20 protein-coding genes are annotated in these 17,959 nt (G+C 36.7%); 7 read left to right on the top strand and 13 right to left on the bottom strand.

Translation table 11 applies throughout. The features are described 5' to 3' along the window. Positions 1-5: 5 nt before the first annotated feature. From B5488_RS05200 to B5488_RS05190, 3 genes are read right to left on the bottom strand one after another with little or no spacing between them, the layout of a single operon-like run. The gene (locus B5488_RS05200; protein ID WP_079734295.1) at positions 6-1,091 is read right to left on the bottom strand and encodes a hypothetical protein; all 1,086 of its coding nucleotides are present in this window, start codon (positions 1,089-1,091) and stop codon (positions 6-8) included. After that, positions 1,075-1,641 carry a hypothetical protein gene (locus B5488_RS05195; protein ID WP_079734294.1) on the bottom strand — a complete coding sequence of 189 codons (567 nt, stop codon included), beginning with the start codon at positions 1,639-1,641 and terminating at the stop codon, positions 1,075-1,077. Before B5488_RS05195 ends, B5488_RS05200 begins: the two co-directional genes overlap by 17 nt. Continuing rightward, the gene (locus B5488_RS05190) at positions 1,638-2,192 is read right to left on the bottom strand and encodes an RNA polymerase sigma factor (RefSeq protein ID WP_079734293.1); all 555 of its coding nucleotides are present in this window, start codon (positions 2,190-2,192) and stop codon (positions 1,638-1,640) included. Before B5488_RS05190 ends, B5488_RS05195 begins: the two co-directional genes overlap by 4 nt. A 215-nt stretch (positions 2,193-2,407) precedes the next feature. On the opposite strand from B5488_RS05190, the gene lon reads away from it, so the two are divergent. The 3 genes from lon to rpsA all read left to right on the top strand — a co-directional run bounded on the left by lon (position 2,408) and on the right by rpsA (position 7,786). Then, positions 2,408-4,858: an endopeptidase La gene (gene lon / locus B5488_RS05185; RefSeq protein WP_079734292.1), complete on the top strand. Its 2,451-nt coding sequence runs from the start codon at positions 2,408-2,410 to the stop codon at positions 4,856-4,858. Between the two features lie 206 nt (positions 4,859-5,064). Next, positions 5,065-5,757, top strand: coding sequence for a (d)CMP kinase (cmk, locus tag B5488_RS05180; RefSeq protein WP_079734291.1), 693 nt, complete (start codon positions 5,065-5,067; stop codon positions 5,755-5,757). A 178-nt stretch (positions 5,758-5,935) separates the two neighbouring features. Beyond that, positions 5,936-7,786, top strand: coding sequence for a 30S ribosomal protein S1 (gene rpsA, locus B5488_RS05175; RefSeq protein ID WP_079734290.1), 1,851 nt, complete (start codon positions 5,936-5,938; stop codon positions 7,784-7,786). A 73-nt stretch (positions 7,787-7,859) separates the two neighbouring features. On the opposite strand, the gene B5488_RS05170 is transcribed toward rpsA, so the two are convergent. From B5488_RS05170 to B5488_RS05135, 9 genes are all read right to left on the bottom strand, one after another. Continuing rightward, positions 7,860-8,495 (bottom strand): MOSC domain-containing protein, encoded by a 636-nt coding sequence (locus tag B5488_RS05170; RefSeq protein ID WP_079734289.1) that lies wholly within the window; start codon positions 8,493-8,495, stop codon positions 7,860-7,862. Between the two features lie 77 nt (positions 8,496-8,572). Continuing rightward, complete coding sequence (locus tag B5488_RS05165) at positions 8,573-9,427, bottom strand: pirin family protein (RefSeq protein ID WP_079734288.1); 855 nt, start codon at positions 9,425-9,427, stop codon at positions 8,573-8,575. Between the two features lie 16 nt (positions 9,428-9,443). Further along, on the bottom strand, positions 9,444-10,061 hold the full coding sequence (locus B5488_RS05160; RefSeq protein WP_079734287.1) for an alpha/beta hydrolase: 618 nt from the start codon (positions 10,059-10,061) through the stop codon (positions 9,444-9,446). A gap of 115 nt (positions 10,062-10,176) precedes the next feature. Then, positions 10,177-10,410 carry a hypothetical protein gene (locus tag B5488_RS05155; protein WP_079734286.1) on the bottom strand — a complete coding sequence of 78 codons (234 nt, stop codon included), beginning with the start codon at positions 10,408-10,410 and terminating at the stop codon, positions 10,177-10,179. Between the two features lie 44 nt (positions 10,411-10,454). Beyond that, positions 10,455-11,273, bottom strand: a complete 819-nt coding sequence (locus B5488_RS05150; RefSeq protein WP_079734285.1) for a GIN domain-containing protein — start codon at positions 11,271-11,273, stop codon at positions 10,455-10,457. 65 nt (positions 11,274-11,338) lie between these two features. After that, complete coding sequence (locus B5488_RS17835; protein ID WP_154045342.1) at positions 11,339-11,482, bottom strand: hypothetical protein; 144 nt, start codon at positions 11,480-11,482, stop codon at positions 11,339-11,341. Further along, positions 11,479-13,215, bottom strand: coding sequence for a PspC domain-containing protein (locus B5488_RS05145; RefSeq protein ID WP_079734284.1), 1,737 nt, complete (start codon positions 13,213-13,215; stop codon positions 11,479-11,481). Before B5488_RS05145 ends, B5488_RS17835 begins: the two co-directional genes overlap by 4 nt. After that, the gene (locus B5488_RS05140) at positions 13,208-13,552 is read right to left on the bottom strand and encodes a PadR family transcriptional regulator (RefSeq protein ID WP_075327210.1); all 345 of its coding nucleotides are present in this window, start codon (positions 13,550-13,552) and stop codon (positions 13,208-13,210) included. Before B5488_RS05140 ends, B5488_RS05145 begins: the two co-directional genes overlap by 8 nt. Beyond that, complete coding sequence (locus B5488_RS05135) at positions 13,549-14,085, bottom strand: DUF4870 domain-containing protein (protein ID WP_079734283.1); 537 nt, start codon at positions 14,083-14,085, stop codon at positions 13,549-13,551. The genes B5488_RS05140 and B5488_RS05135 overlap by 4 nt, the downstream gene beginning before the upstream one ends. A 145-nt stretch (positions 14,086-14,230) precedes the next feature. Between B5488_RS05135 and B5488_RS05130 the strand changes: the two genes are divergently transcribed. From B5488_RS05130 to B5488_RS05115, 4 genes are all read left to right on the top strand, one after another. After that, entirely contained in the window at positions 14,231-14,683 is a 453-nt protein-coding gene (locus B5488_RS05130; protein ID WP_079734282.1) for a DUF4442 domain-containing protein, read from the top strand. A gap of 2 nt (positions 14,684-14,685) precedes the next feature. Continuing rightward, the gene (locus tag B5488_RS05125) at positions 14,686-15,486 is read left to right on the top strand and encodes a TIGR00266 family protein (protein ID WP_079734281.1); all 801 of its coding nucleotides are present in this window, start codon (positions 14,686-14,688) and stop codon (positions 15,484-15,486) included. Positions 15,487-15,621: 135 nt separating this feature from the next. Beyond that, a complete protein-coding gene (locus tag B5488_RS05120) occupies positions 15,622-15,819 on the top strand; it encodes a hypothetical protein (protein WP_075327206.1) in 198 nt (65 codons plus the stop codon). A gap of 331 nt (positions 15,820-16,150) precedes the next feature. Then, on the top strand, positions 16,151-16,837 hold the full coding sequence (locus B5488_RS05115) for a hypothetical protein (RefSeq protein ID WP_079734280.1): 687 nt from the start codon (positions 16,151-16,153) through the stop codon (positions 16,835-16,837). Positions 16,838-16,911: 74 nt separating this feature from the next. On the opposite strand, the gene B5488_RS05110 is transcribed toward B5488_RS05115, so the two are convergent. Then, entirely contained in the window at positions 16,912-17,868 is a 957-nt protein-coding gene (locus B5488_RS05110; RefSeq protein WP_079734279.1) for a LysR substrate-binding domain-containing protein, read from the bottom strand. Between the last annotated feature and the right edge of the window lie 91 nt (positions 17,869-17,959).

The raw sequence follows: 17,959 nt of genomic DNA, 5'->3' as shown, positions 1-17,959 counted from the left end.
ATGATTTATTGTTTGTTAAAAGTTACGTTTCCATAACTGGTATTGATAAAAACGGTGTTCCCAGAGTTTTCTTCAAGATGATAACCTTCCAAAAGTTGGCTGGTATTCTCATCGTGGCGTTTTCTAATTTGCAGCTCATCCAGCCCTTTTGCACTTCCATAAGATGATTTTACGGTAAAATTAAACGGATGTTCAGCATCGTAACCTATTTTTATTCCGGCATAATCGGTATTTATTTCTACCTTAGAAACTCCTTTTAAGATCTTTTCAATAGTTGCAGAACCGTAATCGAGATTTAAGTCTAAGGATTCGAAAACACGACCTATTTTAGTGCTCAGGTAATCACCGTTGCCTACAATTCTTTTTGCTTTTTCAATATTAATGCTGCCATAATCACAGTTAAAATCCAGCTGGGCTACTTTTTTGATTCTGGAATCTGTGTAATCGGCACTAATATTTAATCTTTCAGCTTCCTCTATTTCGTACCCGCTGTAATCAGCATTTATCTCAGCATTTTTCACATAGCCTATGTGGCTGTTGCGGGTATAATCAAAATTAAGCAGGTTAGAATTTCCGCGTAATTCGCCAATATCAATTTTACCGTAGTCGCAACTTATTTTCGTATTTCCCAGGAGGCGGTCTATATAAATTCCACCGTAATCATTTTCTATATCTACGCTATGTTTTTCAGGTGCTTTAATGGTATAATTAATTTGCATATTTACATTGCCTGAGCTATTAAAAAGCGAACTCCACCAGGATCTGTCTTCTCTTGTGAAATGGGTTTTTGCACTCACTCCAGATGAAGATTGGTTAAATTCTATATTGATTTCATCCAGTTTCTGTTGTACTTTTTCTTCGTCGTCACCATTAGTTTTTATATTCACTTCTATCACCACCTTATTTTGATTCCAGGTTGAAATATCTACATTTCCGTAGCTGTTATCTATGGTAAGTAAATCGGTGGCACTCACATTATAAGATTTTGTGACCTTTTTCTCTTTGGTGTGCCTGCCGTTGAGGTCGCCGTGGCAGTAGCTTAAAGCCGGGGACAGCATCGTTACCATTAATATTTTAAATATAGTTTTCATCGTTTTGCTTTTTTAGGGTTTTAATGTTCTCTATTTGTTCAAGTACTTCGTTTAATAGGTCTATTCTTTGTTGAAAATTGGAGATCATCGCGTAGATAACCCGTTTGTCTTTACCGCTATTCTGCAGGTCTTTTTTCAGTTTTTCGTATTCGGTTTCCAATTTTTCTAATTGAATTAAAGCGTCTTTTACAATTGCTTCGGTTCCCGGGGTATTCTCAGTTTCAAGGGTTGCCAATTCGGTTTTTATAAGCTGGATATAGAACTGCTGGGTTTCTTTCATTTCAGGGGAAACACTTGCTAACTCTCCTGAATTTCTGCCAGAATTTTCATTTAAAAATCCGGCAAAAATCATAAAGGCTATTGCAAGTATTGCGGCCACCGAAAGCATTGGCGCCCAAAGACTTTTTTTATGGGGCCTGCCGCCAAAATTCTTGGTTTGGCTGGTCTCTTCTTCCAGTTTTTCCAGGAACCTTGCTTTATGACCTGAACCTGGTTCTTTATTATCAAAATTAAGCTCTTTAAAAAGCTCGTCTATAGTATCCTTTTTCATAATTTCAGCAATTTTTTTCTTAAACTTTCTTTAGCTCTTGAAATCATTGTACGGGAATTGGCATAACTTAAATTTAGAATCTCGCCAATCTCTTCATAATCGTAACCATCTATTAAGTGCAGGGTTAAAGCAACGCGGTAATTTTCTTTAAGTGAATTGAGCGTTTTAAGAATCTTATTTACTTTTTCATTTTTTGAATCTTCTTCCAGGATAATTCCTTCATTTTCATCTATTTCGTTTTTCAATTCATCATTATAGGTTACTTCATTTAATTTCACCTTTTTATTGAAGGCATTAATACTTAGGTTTACCACGATTCTTTTTAACCAGGCGCCAAAGGTTGAAGTACCCTGAAAGCTATCTATTTTTGCAAAAGCTTTTAAAAATGCTTCCTGCATAATGTCTTCAGCTTCAGCTGTATCGTTTACAATACGTAGGGAAGTGTTATACATCGCTTTGTAATAGCGAGCGTAGACTTCCATTTGTGCACGCTGATCGTTTTTTCGGCAACGAGCAACAAGATCATTGATATGTGTGATGGTTGGTGTCAATTAAAATTATCTTGTTTCTATACTAAAGATAGCTTTGAATTTGATTTGTTACACTTTTCAGAAAAAAAATTTGAAAAAGATGGTGGCATAGGAATTGACTACTTCTAAATGAAATTGTACAAAAAGCTGCTTAGATTACTGAGCTTAAGGCTTTATAGAAAAAGAAAAGATTAAGAACCACAAGCTGTTTGTGACAGTTTGACTTAAAATAAATTATGGCTAAAACTAAATTGACGAGTTTTGACAGTTTGTCATTGCAAGATATAGATCAGGATGCAGATTTAATTCCCTTAATGACGCCAGAGGATGAAGAAGAAATAAACAGGGAAGAATTGCCTTCAACTTTACCAATACTTCCATTAAGAAATACAGTATTGTTTCCCGGGGTGGTAATTCCCATTACTGCTGGAAGGGATACTTCTATTAAATTGATTAATGAAGCCAATAATGATTCTAAAATTATTGGGGTTGTTGCTCAAAAAGACGAAGAAGTAGAAAACCCTTCAGCAAAAGATATTTATAATACCGGCGTTGTGGCTCGTATTTTAAGGGTTTTAAAAATGCCCGATGGGAACACCACGGTAATTATTCAGGGGAAAAAGCGTTTTGAAATTGATGAAATTGTAAAAGAAGAACCTTACCTAACAGCGAAAATTAAGGAAGTTCCTGAAGCAAGACCAGAACTTGATAATAAAGAGTTTCCTGCGATTATAGATTCTATAAAGGAACTTGCACTTCAAATTATAAAGGGAAGTCCTAATATTCCAAGTGAAGCGTCTTTTGCGATTAAGAATATAGAAAGTTCTTCTTTCCTTATCAACTTTGTGTCATCTAATATGAACCTGGCGGTAGAGGATAAACAAAAATTACTGGAAACAAACGATCTTAAAGATCGCGCCCTGGCTACTTTGCGGCATATGAATATGGAGTTTCAGAAACTGGAACTTAAAAATGATATTCAGAGCAAGGTGCAAAGCGATATGAGCCAGCAGCAGCGTGAATATTTTCTTCATCAACAAATGAAAACCATCCAGGAAGAATTGGGCGGTGTTTCTCATGAAGATGAAATTGAAGAAATGAAACTGCGCGCCAAAAAGAAAAAATGGGGCGAAAAAGTGCAAAAGCATTTTGAGAAGGAGATCTCTAAAATGCAACGCATGAATCCGCAGGTTGCAGAATATTCCATTCAGCGAAACTATTTGGATCTGTTCCTGGATCTTCCGTGGAATGAATTCAGTAAAGATAAATTCGATTTAAAAAGAGCGAAGAAAATTTTGGATCGTGACCACTATGGCTTAGACGATGTAAAACGCCGAATTATAGAATATCTAGCAGTATTAAAACTGCGTAATGATATGAAGTCTCCAATACTTTGTCTTTACGGACCTCCCGGAGTTGGTAAAACTTCACTTGGTAAATCTATGGCCGAGGCATTGGGTAGAGAATACGTGAGAGTTTCTCTTGGTGGTTTGCGTGATGAAGCAGAAATACGTGGGCACAGGAAAACCTATATAGGTGCGATGCCGGGTAGAATTATCCAATCGCTTAAAAAAGCTGGAACCAGCAATCCGGTTTTTGTTTTAGACGAAATTGATAAACTAAGTATGGGCCATGCCGGCGATCCTTCTTCTGCATTATTAGAAGTGTTGGATCCTGAGCAGAATAGCGAATTCCACGATAATTTCCTGGAGATGGGCTTTGACCTTTCAAAAGTAATGTTTGTGGCTACAGCTAATACGTTGAGTACAATTCAGCCTGCCCTTAGAGATCGTATGGAGGTTATTAATGTGACTGGATATACGATAGAGGAGAAGGTAGAGATTGCGAAGCAGCATTTGCTGCCGAAGCAATTAAAAGAACACGGACTTACAAAAGAGCATATAAAAATTGCTAAACCGCAATTAGAGAAAATTGTAGAAGGTTATACCCGTGAATCGGGTGTTCGTGGACTAGAAAAGCAAATCGCAAAAATGGTTCGTCACGCCGCCAAGAATATTGCGATGGATGAGGAGTATAATGTTAAGGTGACCAACGAAGATGTTATAGAAGTTCTTGGAAGTCCGAGATTGGAGCGCGATAAATATGAAAATAATGAAGTTGCCGGTGTTGTTACAGGCCTTGCCTGGACGCAAGTTGGTGGCGATATACTATTTATTGAATCTATTCTTTCTAAAGGAAAAGGTAATCTGAATATTACAGGTAACCTTGGAAAAGTGATGAAAGAATCGGCTACCATTGCTATGGAATATATGAAGTCTAATGCCGAAGAGCTTGGTTTAGATCCTGCTATTTTTGAAAAATATAATGTACATATTCACGTGCCAGAAGGTGCTACGCCAAAAGATGGGCCGAGTGCGGGGATAACGATGCTTACTTCTTTAGTTTCCCTGTTTACGCAGAGGAAAGTGAAGAAAAGTATTGCGATGACAGGAGAAATTACCCTAAGAGGGAAAGTTCTTCCGGTAGGAGGAATCAAGGAAAAAATCCTTGCTGCCAAACGTGCCCGTATTAAAGAAATCATTCTTTGTAAGGAGAATGAACGTGATATAAAAGAAATTAAAGCAGATTATTTAAAAGGACTTACTTTTCATTATGTAAATGAAATGAGTGAAGTTATAGATCTTGCAATTACTGATGAAAATGTAAAAAACGCAAAAACGCTTTAAATTTTAAAGCTGTTTGGAACATCTAGTTTCGTCGACCTGAACTGGTTTCAGGTTCTAACATGAGATTAATTCTCATTTTCTTAGATTCTGAAATAAATTCAGAATGACGTTCTCAGGGACTTTCCAGACAGCTTTTTTAATTCTAAACTGAAAGTTTCAGGAAACTAAAGCTTTGCCTAATTTTGCATCTACACAGAAATTAAATTATGAGTAAAAAAATAACGATTGCCATAGATGGTTATTCTTCAACCGGAAAAAGTACGGTTGCCAAACAACTCGCGGCAGAACTTGGTTATGTTTATGTTGATACGGGTGCTATGTATCGCGCGGTGACCTTATACCTAATGCGCAAAATGATAGTCACCGACACCAATTTTGATAAAGAAACCATTTTAAGACAATTGCCATTTATTAATATCAGTTTTGTTTTTAATAAAGAGGTTGGTTATGGTGAAGTGCATTTAAACGGGGAAAATGTAGAAAAGGAAATCAGGTTGATGGAAGTGTCGCAGCAGGTTAGTAAAGTGGCTGCTATTTCTCAGGTAAGAGAAATGTTAGTTAAAATTCAGCAGGAAATCGGGAAAAATAAAGCGGTGGTTATGGATGGCCGTGATATTGGCACCGTGGTTTTCCCTGATGCCGATCTTAAATTATTCATGACCGCATCGACCGAAAAAAGGGCAGAGCGAAGATATAATGAGTTGAAAGATCGTGGGGACGCTGTTAAATATGAAGATGTTCTTGAAAATGTAAAGGAACGGGATTACCTGGATACTACGAGAGAAGACTCACCATTGGTAAAAGCCGAAGATGCTATAGAAATAGATAATTCTGATATGCATTTGGAAGAACAATTTGAAAAAGTATTGAAACTTGCCAAAGATAAAATTGAAGAATAAGCATACTGTTTTTAAACTATTTAGGGTTTGAGAATATAAAAATAAGTTGTATTTTTGCAGCCCTTTTTGGCGAAGAATCGGAAAATCAAAAGGGATTGAAAATCAAAACCATAACTACTTCTGTGTTTTATTTGCTTAATTTTTCCGAAGAATACAGGATACAAATTTTTTATCAGCAATGGCTGAAGACAAAAAAAACCAGGACGTTCAGGACGAAAATCTTGAAGTTCAACCGGTAGCTGGAATGGCTACTTCATCGCAACCTGCTCCTACCGAGCAGCAGGAAAACCCTGAGAAATTTCTTGAAGAATTTAACTGGCACAATTATGAAGAGGGAATTGACCCTATTGATGATAAGAAGCTGGAAGAATTTGAGAAATTAGTTGCAGAAAATTTCGTAGACACTTTAAATGACGAAGTTGTAACAGGAAAAGTAATTAATATTACAGATCGTGATGCAATTATAGACATTAACGCAAAAAGTGAAGGCGTTATCTCTCTTAACGAATTTCGTTACAATCCAGATCTTAAAGTTGGAGACGACGTTGAGGTATTGATTGATGTTCGTGAAGATTCAACAGGACAATTAATTCTTTCTCACCGTAAAGCTCGTGTAATCCAGGCTTGGGATCGTGTGAACAAAGCTCATGACGAAAGTCTTATCGTAAACGGTTTTGTGAAATGTAGAACTAAAGGTGGTATGATCGTAGATGTATTTGGAATTGAGGCATTCTTGCCAGGTTCTCAAATAGACGTGAAGCCTATCCGTGATTACGATGCTTACGTAGGAAAAACAATGGAATTCAAAGTTGTGAAAATCAACCACGAATTCAAAAACGTTGTGGTTTCTCACAAAGCGCTTATTGAAGCCGATATCGAAGAACAGAAGAAAGAAATTATCGGTCAGCTTGAAAAAGGTCAGGTACTTGAAGGTACTGTTAAAAACATCACTTCTTACGGAGTATTTGTTGACCTTGGAGGAGTTGACGGACTTGTTCACATTACCGACCTTAGCTGGTCTCGTATCAACCATCCAAATGAGATCGTTGAACTTGATCAAAAACTAAACGTGGTAATTCTTGACTTTGATGAAGCTAAAACAAGAATCCAACTTGGTCTTAAGCAATTAAGCAAACACCCATGGGAAGCTCTTGACGAAAAACTTAAGGTTGGAGACAAGGTAAAAGGTAAAGTAGTTGTAATCGCAGATTACGGTGCATTTATTGAAGTTGCCGATGGTGTTGAAGGTCTTATCCACGTTTCTGAAATGTCATGGAGCACGCACTTGCGTTCAGCCCAGGATTTCGTGAATGTTGGGGATGAGGTTGAAGCTCAAATCTTAACTTTAGATCGTGAAGACCGTAAAATGTCTCTTGGAATTAAGCAATTAACTCCAGACCCATGGACAGATATTACTACTAAATATCCTGTTGGTTCTAAACACAAAGGGATTGTACGTAACTTCACCAACTTTGGTGTATTCGTAGAATTAGAAGAAGGAATTGACGGACTTATTTATATCTCTGATCTTTCATGGACTAAGAAAATCAAGCACCCATCAGAATTTACTAATGTAGGTGATGAGCTTGAGGTTGTAGTTCTTGAATTAGATGTTGATGGTCGTAAGTTAAGCCTTGGTCACAAGCAGGTTGAAGACAACCCTTGGGATAAATACGAAACTGAGTTCGCTGTTGGTACTAAACACACCGCAGAGATTGCAGAGATCGTAGATAAAGGTGCGACTATAGACTTTAACGAAGATATCACTGCATTTGTTCCAACCAGACATCTTGAAAAAGAAGACGGTAACAAATTAACTAAAGGTGAATCTGCAGAGTTCCAGATCATTGAATTCAATAAAGAATTCAAAAGAGTGGTAGCTTCACATATGGCTATTCACAAAGAAGAAGAACAGCAAATTGTTAAGCAAGCCGCTAAAAAAGCAGCTTCGCAAAACAATGACAAAACCACTATTGGTGATGTTAATGCCGATCTTCAGGCTTTAAAAGATAAAATGGAAGGGAAGTAAATCCCAGAATTTATCATAAATAAAAACCTCCTTAGTTCGCTAAGGAGGTTTTTTTATTGAAGCTAAAAGCTTATTACACTATATGCTTCGCCAACAATTTTCTTTTCTTAGGATCTAAGGCTTTATTATTTGCAGCAATTTTTAAAAAGCGCTGGTTCTTTTCTTTAGCATAAACCAAATGGAAAAGTTCGGCTAAAGTTAAACTGCTATCAGGACGCTCTATTAATGTGAATTGATCATTATTAGCTACAAATCCTTCCTCCAGGACACTTAAATAGGTTCCAGTAAAACCCTTTTCAATAAATTGTTTCAGGACCTTTTGATCTCCAAATTTATAACCGAGTTTATAGCAAGGTTCTCTATAATCGGAAACTTGAACTACGGCATCACCTACTTTATAAACATCGCCTAAAAAAACGCTGCTTTCATCAAAGTCAGATACGGTTAGATTTTCTCCAAACATTCCCCAGTTCCAGTCCAGTTTAGGGTATAGATTTTTCCAATACGGGTACTGTTCTGAAGAGAATAAATAGCAGGCTTTGTAAAACCCTCCGTGATGTTTACGATCTGAAATTTCATCGTTAATAACATCGTTTTTGGCTAAATATATGGGTTCATCAGTAGGTTTTTTATAAATACCTGTTAATACTTCTTTTGAATTCCAAATTATTTTGGTTGGTTTTCCTAAATTGGTCGAAATTATTTTCACGTAATTAAAAGTTTATTTTTAAGGGTATTTTTGGTCAAAAGGTATTCGAAGTTTCAATTAGTGGTTTCAGTAATTAATCAACCATTCCAATTTCCAAACTCGCCATTTTGATAATCCTGAAAGGCTTGCTGGATTTCCTGCTGTGAATTCATCACAAAAGGACCCTGGGCTACAATAGGTTCATTAAAAGGGGCTGAGTGACCCAAAAGCAATATACTTTCTTCCAAAGCTTCAATTTCTATTTTATCTCCTTCATTATTAAATTCAACCAGGTTATGCATTTTGGCTTCTTCGCCGTTTACGTTTACTTTGCCTTTTACCACATAGAAGAAAACATTCTTTTCTGAAGGAATTTCTACGGAATATTTACCGCCTTCAGCAAAATGCAGCGTAGCCATCTGGATATCATTTAAAGGTTCAAAAGCGCCTTTTTCACTTTCCCAGTTTCCTGAAACTAAAGCTAATTTTACTTTTCCCTGGTCTAAACTTAACTGCGGAATATCTTCTTTTTGGAGTCCTTCATAATTGGGTTCTGTCATTTTATGTTTTGCGGGCAGGTTTACCCAAAGCTGAAGAATTTCCAATTCACCGCCTTTTTTCTTGAATTCTTCTGAAGAAACTTCAGCGTGAATTAATCCTTTTCCAGCAGTCATCCATTGTACGCCACCGGCTTTAATAACGCTTTCATATCCGCCACTGTCTTTGTGGGTTAAATCACCTTTCAAAATAAAGGTAACCGTTTCAAATCCCCGGTGGGGGTGAGGGCCAAAAGGTAGCCCGTTATTATTCTCGGGATATTCCTGGTAACCGTGATGGTTTAAAAACAAAAACGGATCAATATGGTCTACAGAGTTTGTTGGTAGGGCACGATAAGTAATGAGATCGGCAATAGGAGAACTTACCGCAGTATGTATTTTTTTGATGCTTCTCATAAAATTGATTTTAATCTTAATTAAAAATAAAATTATTAACGAGTTTTATTTCGTCTTCAGAAATTGTATGAGGCCGGTTTTTGTAAATTTTCACTTCAACATTCGCATTCATTTCTCGGAGAATTTCAGCAGAATCTTCTACACGTTTTACCGGTACGTGTGCATCTGGATCACCACTTCCAATAAAGATTGGTGTAGCGTTAAAATCACCCGAGTAATTTTCGGTATAAATCTTATCGCCAATGAGTCCACCAGTAAACGCGGCAACCCCGCCAAATCTTTGCGCGTTTCGAGTTACAAATTCCAGCGTTAGGCAGGCGCCCTGTGAAAATCCGGCAAAATAAATATTTTCAGAAGTGATGCCAGTTTCTTTAATATCTTCAAGCAATTCTTCTAAAACTTCTAAAGCCGATGAATATTCGGGCTCATTTTGAGCAATTGGCGCTAAAAATGAATTTGGATACCAGGTGAAATCTGTGGCCTGTGGTGCCAAAATCGCAAATTCTGAGGTGTTTAATTGATTGGCCAAAGCAAGAAATTCTTTAGCGCTGCCGCCACGACCGTGAATTAAAACCAATACTTTTTCGGCCTCGCGTAGCTCTTTTCCGGCGGTATATATCTCTTTTTTATGCATTGTTATAATTTTAAATTAAGATACTAAATACCAATAAAAAAGTCCCGAAAAACGGGACTTTTAAAACAATTTTTAGAATTGACTCACTAAGTGAGAATAGATAGCGCTAATCTAATTAATTATCGTCGTTATCTATCTTTACTTTTTTCTTCACTTCGCCGTCATCTTCTTTGATTTTGATCTTTTTATCGTCCGTCTTTACTTTAATCTTATCATCTTTCACTTTCACCTTTGCATCTTCTTCTTCGGCTAATTGTTCAATTTCCGATTTTTCTTCTTCTTCCCGACAGGACACAAAACTTAGGCTTAATGCGAGAATTAATAAAATTGATTTTAATGCAATTTTCATAGTAAAATGTATTTTGATTAGTAGATTAAATGTAATTAAAAATCCTAATCCTTTTTCGCGAGTACCGCTTTTTCTGAGAACTCTACTAAATCAACTTTAGGATTTCCATAAAGTTCCATTTCGCTACGGTTTTTGGCCGTAAGGGTAAGTGTTTCAAGCACTTCAAGTTCATTTTTAGATTTTCCTTCAGCTACAACTACTGCGGTTCTAGCACTTAATCTTCTACCATCAAATTTGGTAGAATGTTCAGAACGTAATTGTAAATCGTCTACTTCTCCTTCAATTCTTGCGCTGGCTTTTTCATAAATATCTACTTTGAACCTGGGTGCATTTACCAAAGCTTTAATATCGCTGGATTCGTTGAGCTGAAAATAAACATCTTCTGCAGTTAAATTTAATTCTACGTTAGCTTTTCCTTCATTAAAAAGATCGAATTTAGTGGCAGTAACAGTAAGGTACACTTCAGCATCATCTGCAGTGGTTATTTTTAATTCTTCAGAATATAAATCTTCATCGGCCTCCAATTCTGTGTTGCCTGAAACCGTAATTTTCTGAAGATTTTCAGGGTAGGTAAGGGTTATTTCCTGGGATTTGCTACGGCCTATTTTTTTTGTAGGCTTCAGGTATAAAACCTGGTCTACAATTTCACCTCTTATTATTCGGTGTAGGTTATCATCGGCTTCAACTTCCATCATCGCGGTAGATCCCTTTTTGAGAGTTACTTCAAAGTCACCCGCAATATCTACACTGTGGAAATCTGTTAAACGTGTTTTCTCGGTAGTTACATTTCTGCTTCCTTTTACTTTTTTTGCACCACAGCTAAAAGCCATAAAAATGCTTAGTAAGAGTATTATCTTTTTCATAGAAAATATGGGTTTAACACAAATATACTAAAAAAGCCTCCGCATGGGAGGCTTTTAAGACTTGCTTAGCACTCATTGAAAGCTACTGTGCAGTTTTTGGTTAAGGCTTCATGGCATTCTATATAATCTTTAACCAGGTTTTCATTTTCAACTACCGGCTCTCCCAACGGGAAGACAATAAGTAGTAATTGTAGCATAAATTGTATCATAATTCCTCATTTTCAATATTTTCCTGTTCTTTGTTAACCGGCTTTTTATCTACCGTTACCCCTCTGCTGTTAATTTGAATATTCACCTCTTCGTCCCCAGAATTTATCCTGGCATTAAAATCGCCGTCTTCATTCCATTCATCTTCGCTTTCGGTTTCCCATTCTTCAACCGGGCAATCTTCACAAATAGCAGCATCTTCTGTGATTTTTAAGATTTTTTCTTCATCGCCGTTTATCAAAATATCTCCCCAGTAGTCGGTATTTCTATGAAAAGAACTGGTGTTATCGTCTGCAAAAAGGCTGGCGCCTGTGGGCAGATACAAAGTAACTTTCACTTTTTGATCCCGATATTTATATTTTGTAGCTGAAGTAAAAAAGCTTTTCAATAACAATTCATTTCTATTAAAGCTGGTATTATATACAATATTCTGGGCACGTTCTTTAGCTTCTTTGTAATCTTTACCTTCTGCCGATTTTACTATTTCAATTTTGGCGAGCGAATCTTTGGTAGGTTTTACTATTAGGCGAACATTAGAGCTATATAATACCTTTTCATCATTATCATCATATTTAATTTTAAAATCTGTACTTCTGTAAATACTCGATGAATAATTAGGGTTCGCCTGCATGACCAGGTAAAGGGTATCGTTAGCTGATATAGGAAGCGTTTCAGTAATTACCTGCTCTCCATCAAAAGCGCGATGAGTTGCTTGTTGTATACCTATTATTGCCGCACCTATAAGTGCAAGGAGCCATAAACCTAAGAGAACGAGTTTTGCCGGAGTTCCAATAGATTTTAAACGTCCTACCAGGATTTTTAATCCTAAGATAAATAGGAAGAAAAATGGGATGCCTACAAGTAAAAAGCTAAGTAACCAGAGCAACCAAAGCGGTGCACCGCTAACGGCCATTTCTACATAACTACTCCAGGGAGCATCAATAAGTCCGAAGGTGCCAACGGTAAATAAACCGATAAAAAGACTGATTAATGCAGCACCGGCTATTAAGATTAAGAGGATTCCAATTAGTTTTACAAATACCTTTAAAATAAAACCGATAACATCACCTATAGCGGTGGCTGCAGAGGTGGCTCCGCTTTTTGCCTGGTTGCCATACTTTTGGTAATCTACGTCTTTTACCTTTCCGGTAACATTATCAAAACCCTCACGAATCTTTTTTTCAATATTGCTTATAGTCACCTCCTCGCCACGCATAGCCAGTTTATCGGCTGTGGTTTTAGCTTCGGGAACAAAGATCCAAAGCGCAATATAAATTAGGATAAAAGCACCACTTGAGAAAATGGTTAATAAGATCCAAAGTAGACGTACCCAGATAAAATCTATTCCTAAATAATGTCCCAGTCCTGAAGAAACACCACCCACATAGGAATGTTCGGTATCCCTAAACAGTTGTTTTCCCGGAGATTTAGTGGTTTTAGTATAAACTGGCTCATCTTCAAAGATCTCTTCATCTACCATATAATCTTCGGGTTGCCCCATAATGGCGATTACTTCTTCTACTTCTTTAATACTGATAACCTGGCGGTCTTCTTTTTTCTTCTCATTGAACAGTTCAGCAATACGTGCTTCAATATCAGCTATAATTTCATCTTTTCCCTGCGTATTGGTAAAAGAACGCTTTATGGCATCTAGATAGTGCTGCAGTTTGGCATATGCATCTTCGTCAATGTGAAAGAATATACCGGCAAGATTTATATTTACTGTCTTATTCATGATTCTTGTTTTTTTGATTGGTTACAACATTTACAGCGGTTTGGAGTTCATCCCAGGTGCCGGTAAGCTCCTTGAGAAAGAGTTTCCCGGTATCGGTTAGTCCGTAATACTTTCGTGGTGGTCCGCTGCTGGATTCTTCCCAGCGATAACTAAGCAATCCTGCATTTTTTAACCTGGTTAAGAGCGGATAAATAGTGCCTTCAACCACCAGTAATTTAGCGTCTTTAAGGGTGTCCAGGATTTCGGCAACATACGCATCTTCGTCTTTTAAGACTGAAAGAATACAATACTCCAATACACCTTTACGCATTTGAGCCTTGGTGTTTTCTATCTTCATAGCGTTTGGTTTTGAGGGTTGTTAAACTGTTCATTTTTTGATTGTTGATGGTTATTATGATGATTATCTGAATTTCTTCCAATAAAATTGATGCTTAGCGGAAAAGAGTAATTTTCTCCATTGCTGGCTTTAATACTTGCGCTTATTACTGCAAAGATTTCTATGAAAAACAATAGCGAAAGTAAAATCGCAAATACACTAATAGTGATTACTATTGAAATTGCCTGGCCCATCTCATCGATATAGAAATGGTCGGGGCCAATTGCAAAAGGTACTTCGGCGCCAAGGCGTATAGCCTGAAAAAGAATAATTGAAATTCCCACCGCCAATATTAAAATCGTGTAGAGAAAGAGACTAATTTGAAAATTGATTGCCTTCCTGCCGTGATCATCTATAAAGGGCTTTTCCCTTTTTGTTAACCATAATATTAGTGGAAATATAAAATTTCCAAATGGAATAATAAACTTACTAAAGACCGATAAATGCAGGATTGTGGCCAGTGTTTTTTCTTCTTTTACTATCTTTGAGTTCATAACCTATTAATTTACATTACAAATATATGGTTAAAAGAAGGTATTTTGCAAAGCATAGTACTAAAATTTAACATATATTTATGAAATTATTTCTGAAGACTTATTGATTAATTTGAATACATTTATTAAAAACAAACCATTCACAATGACATTAAATAAAAGCAAACTCAATAAATTTCTAATGCTGAAACTGCCAAGCGCCTGGCTTTGCGGGGTTAGGGTAAGTGAAATTGAAGAAAATACATGTAAGGTAGGTGTTAAGCATAAATGGATAAACCAAAACCCTTTTAATAGCATGTACTTTGCCGTGCAGGCAATGGCAGCCGAGTTAAGCACCGGGGCATTGATGATGGGAAAAATTAAACAATCTAATAGAAGAATTTCTATGCTGGTAGCGCAAAATCGTGCGACATTTACCAAAAAAGCCACCGGAAAGATCAATTTTTATTGTTACGATGGGCATTTAATAGATGAAGCCATAGAGAAAACACTTGCAACCGGAGAGGGGCAAACCTTATGGATGAAATCTACAGGCTTAAACGATACTGGGGAACAAGTTGCAGTATTTGAGTTTGAATGGACTATAAAAGCTAAATAATTATGAATGCACACGAAATAGATTACCAGATTTTTGGAGAGGAGATGCAGTATGTAGAATTGGAACTGGATCCAAGGGAAGCAGTTATTGCTGAGGCCGGCAATTTTATGATGATGGACGATGGCATTAGAATGGATACTATTTTTGGCGATGGCTCTAAAGAAAATGAAGGTTTCCTGGGTAAAGTTTTAGGTGCCGGGAAACGTTTACTCACCGGGGAAAGTTTATTTATGACGATTTTCAGCAATGAAATTCAGGGGAAGAAGCGCATTAGTTTTGCTTCACCTTATCCCGGGAAAATAATTCCTATAGATCTTACCCGATATGGAAATAAATTTATTTGCCAAAAAGATGCTTTTTTATGTGCAGCGAAAGGGGTTTCGGTAGGAATAGAATTCAGTAAAAAGCTGGGGCGCGGATTTTTTGGTGGGGAAGGTTTTATTATGCAAAAACTTGAAGGCGATGGGATGGCCTTTGTTCATGCCGGCGGTACCATGGCCAGAAAGGAATTATCTCCTGGTGAAAAATTAAAAATAGACACCGGCTGTATTATTGGTTTTACCCAGGATATAAATTATGATATTGAATTTGTAGGCGGAATTAAAAATACATTTTTTGGAGGGGAAGGACTTTTCTTCGCAACGCTTACCGGTCCGGGTACGGTTTACGTACAATCCCTACCATTTAGCCGTTTGGCTAACCGAATTTGGCAGGCTGCCCCACAGGGTGGCGGGAAAGATAAAGGAGAAGGGAGTATTCTTGGCGGAATAGGAGATGTTATTAGTGGTGATCGCCGATTTTAACAAGTGTTAAACATCCGAAAATTGAAAGATATTTATATTTTTTTTAATATATTTAGATACTTGAAAAAAATCCGTTAGCTTATTAAAAGATTTCTACTTTTTTAAACCTAACTTCTAATTTAAATCTTTCAAATTATGGCGAGAGCGATGTTTGAATACACCAAAACTGTACTGGATAAAGTCAGTTTTGATCCCATCTTGTTTTGCAGGGAAGTGAAAAAAGCACTTCAACGACTTTTACCTCATGAAATTGAGGAACTTCGTATCTGGATTATAGCATTAACGCGTAAAAATCCAGAACTTAATCAATGTCTAACCTATTTAAATACATAAAAAAAGCGGCATTTTGGCCGCTTTTTATTTATTGAACTTTCCTCAATCTATCCAAAGTAGCCTTATATATTCTACGACTTTAATAATTTCAATATAAGTTATAGTTTTTTAGTATTCTAAAGGTTTTCTTACCTTTTACTTATCGGGGTTTTCCTGGAATTTAACATTTCCTTTTAATTTTTGTATATTGCTCATTATCAAGCTTAATTTCTTTTATCGTTTGGTTTCCCTACAACTAAATTATTCAAAATTTTAAAAGCAATCTATAAACCTTGGGAACATTCCGAAAAGCCAATTCAATTTTGAAGTAGGAGCAATTAAACCAATCATTATGAGAATTATTTTAAAAACCCTTTCTGTAATAAGTTTAAGCTTATTTTTTTCAAGTTGTTCAACCGATGATGGTCCTCAAACCCTGGCAGCTACAGTACCAAGCGTTAGTTTGGAAACGACAACTTCAGATGTGGAAAAGACCTATACCACCATTGAAATCAGTGGAACAGTTGATGACGATGGCGGAGATCCGGTTACAGCGCAGGGAACCGTTTGGGGTACTAACGCTAGTCCTACGATAAATGATAATCTTACAACAGAATCTTCAGCAAGTTTTACCAGTGAAATAGAAAATTTAGAAGCAAACACAACTTATTACTTTAGAACATACGCGACCAATGCTGAAGGTACGGCGTATAGTAATGAAGAATCTTTCACAACTAATTCATTAGAAGGAACCACCTGGGATTTTCATGTAGTGTATGATCAAAATAGCTCCTGGCATGGTGACGTGGTATTTAATCCCGATGGAACAGCTATCTATGATGAACCTTCTTCTCCCGGAACTTACCTAACAAATGGAACCTGGTCTTTAAGTGGCAATGAGCTTACTTACGATTTTGATAGCTCAGACCCGGGAAATGTGATGTATTACGGAACTCTTGAAGGAGAAGCAATGGCTGGTACTTTTGATTATCCTAATCACCAGGGAACCTGGACTGCTGTTGAGTATCAGAGTTTATAGGTTTTAAAAATTAAAATGGCTGTTAGAGAGAGTGAAAAAATCTCCCGACAGCCATTTTAATTTTTCTAAATATACTATTCCTGATATTCTTTTTTCTTATTCACCGGACTTATAATTTTCACATTGTGAAAAGCAATAGCCCCTTTTACAACACCGGCAATGGTGCTTTGTATAGCTTCAATAATTTGCATTTTTAATTCGCTGCGGTTGTAGATAAGGCTCACTTCTCGTGCGGGTACCGGCTCTTTAAACATCCTCAAATTTTTCTTTTCAGAATCTTTAATATCAAGGGTATGCAAATAGGGGAGCAGCGTCATTCCTAAACCTTCGTTGGCCAATTTTATTAAAGTTTCAAAACTTCCACTTTCCAATTGAAAATGGTCATCATCATAATTTCTTGAAGATTTACACAGGTTAAGAATACCGTCTTTAAAGCAATGCCCATCTTCAAGAAGCAGCATATCATCTATATCAAGATCATTAATTTCAATCTCTTCCTTCTTATAAAGTCGGTGGGTGTTTGGGATATAGCCTACAAAAGGTTCGTAATAAAGCACATTTTCTTTAATTCCCTGCAATTCCAGGGGAGTTGCGGCAATTGCAGCATCTAAATGTCCTTCCCTTAAACGCTCAACTATAGCTTCGGTATTTAACTCTTCAATTTTGAGTTTTACTTTTGGATATTTTTTAATAAAATTATTGATGAACATGGGCAGCAAAGTAGGCATAACCGTAGGAATTACCCCTAGTTTGAAAATTCCGCCTACAAAACCTTTTTGCTGATCTACAATATCTTTTATACGGTCACTTTCATTAACAATATTCCTGGCCTGTTGCACAATTTTTTGTCCGGTTTCAGTAAGCTGAATAGGTTTCTTGGTCCTGTCAAAAATTTGCACATCCAGTTCTTCTTCCAGCTTTTGAATTTGCATACTTAATGTAGGCTGAGTTACAAAAACTTTTTGAGCAGCCTTGGTGAAATTCTTATGTTCGGCAACAGCCAACACATAATGCAGTTGTGTAATCGTCATAAATTAAAGCCTTATTGTTACTGCAAATGTATTGGTTTTTTCTATTCTAAATTAAAATAAATATGATTTTATCTATATGAAAAGTTATTTT

This window comes from Salegentibacter salegens (assembly GCF_900142975.1).
GTDB lineage: Bacteria > Bacteroidota > Bacteroidia > Flavobacteriales > Flavobacteriaceae > Salegentibacter > Salegentibacter salegens.
Note: the sequence above shows the minus strand (reverse complement) of the source record. Positions and strands in the feature narration are given on the sequence as shown.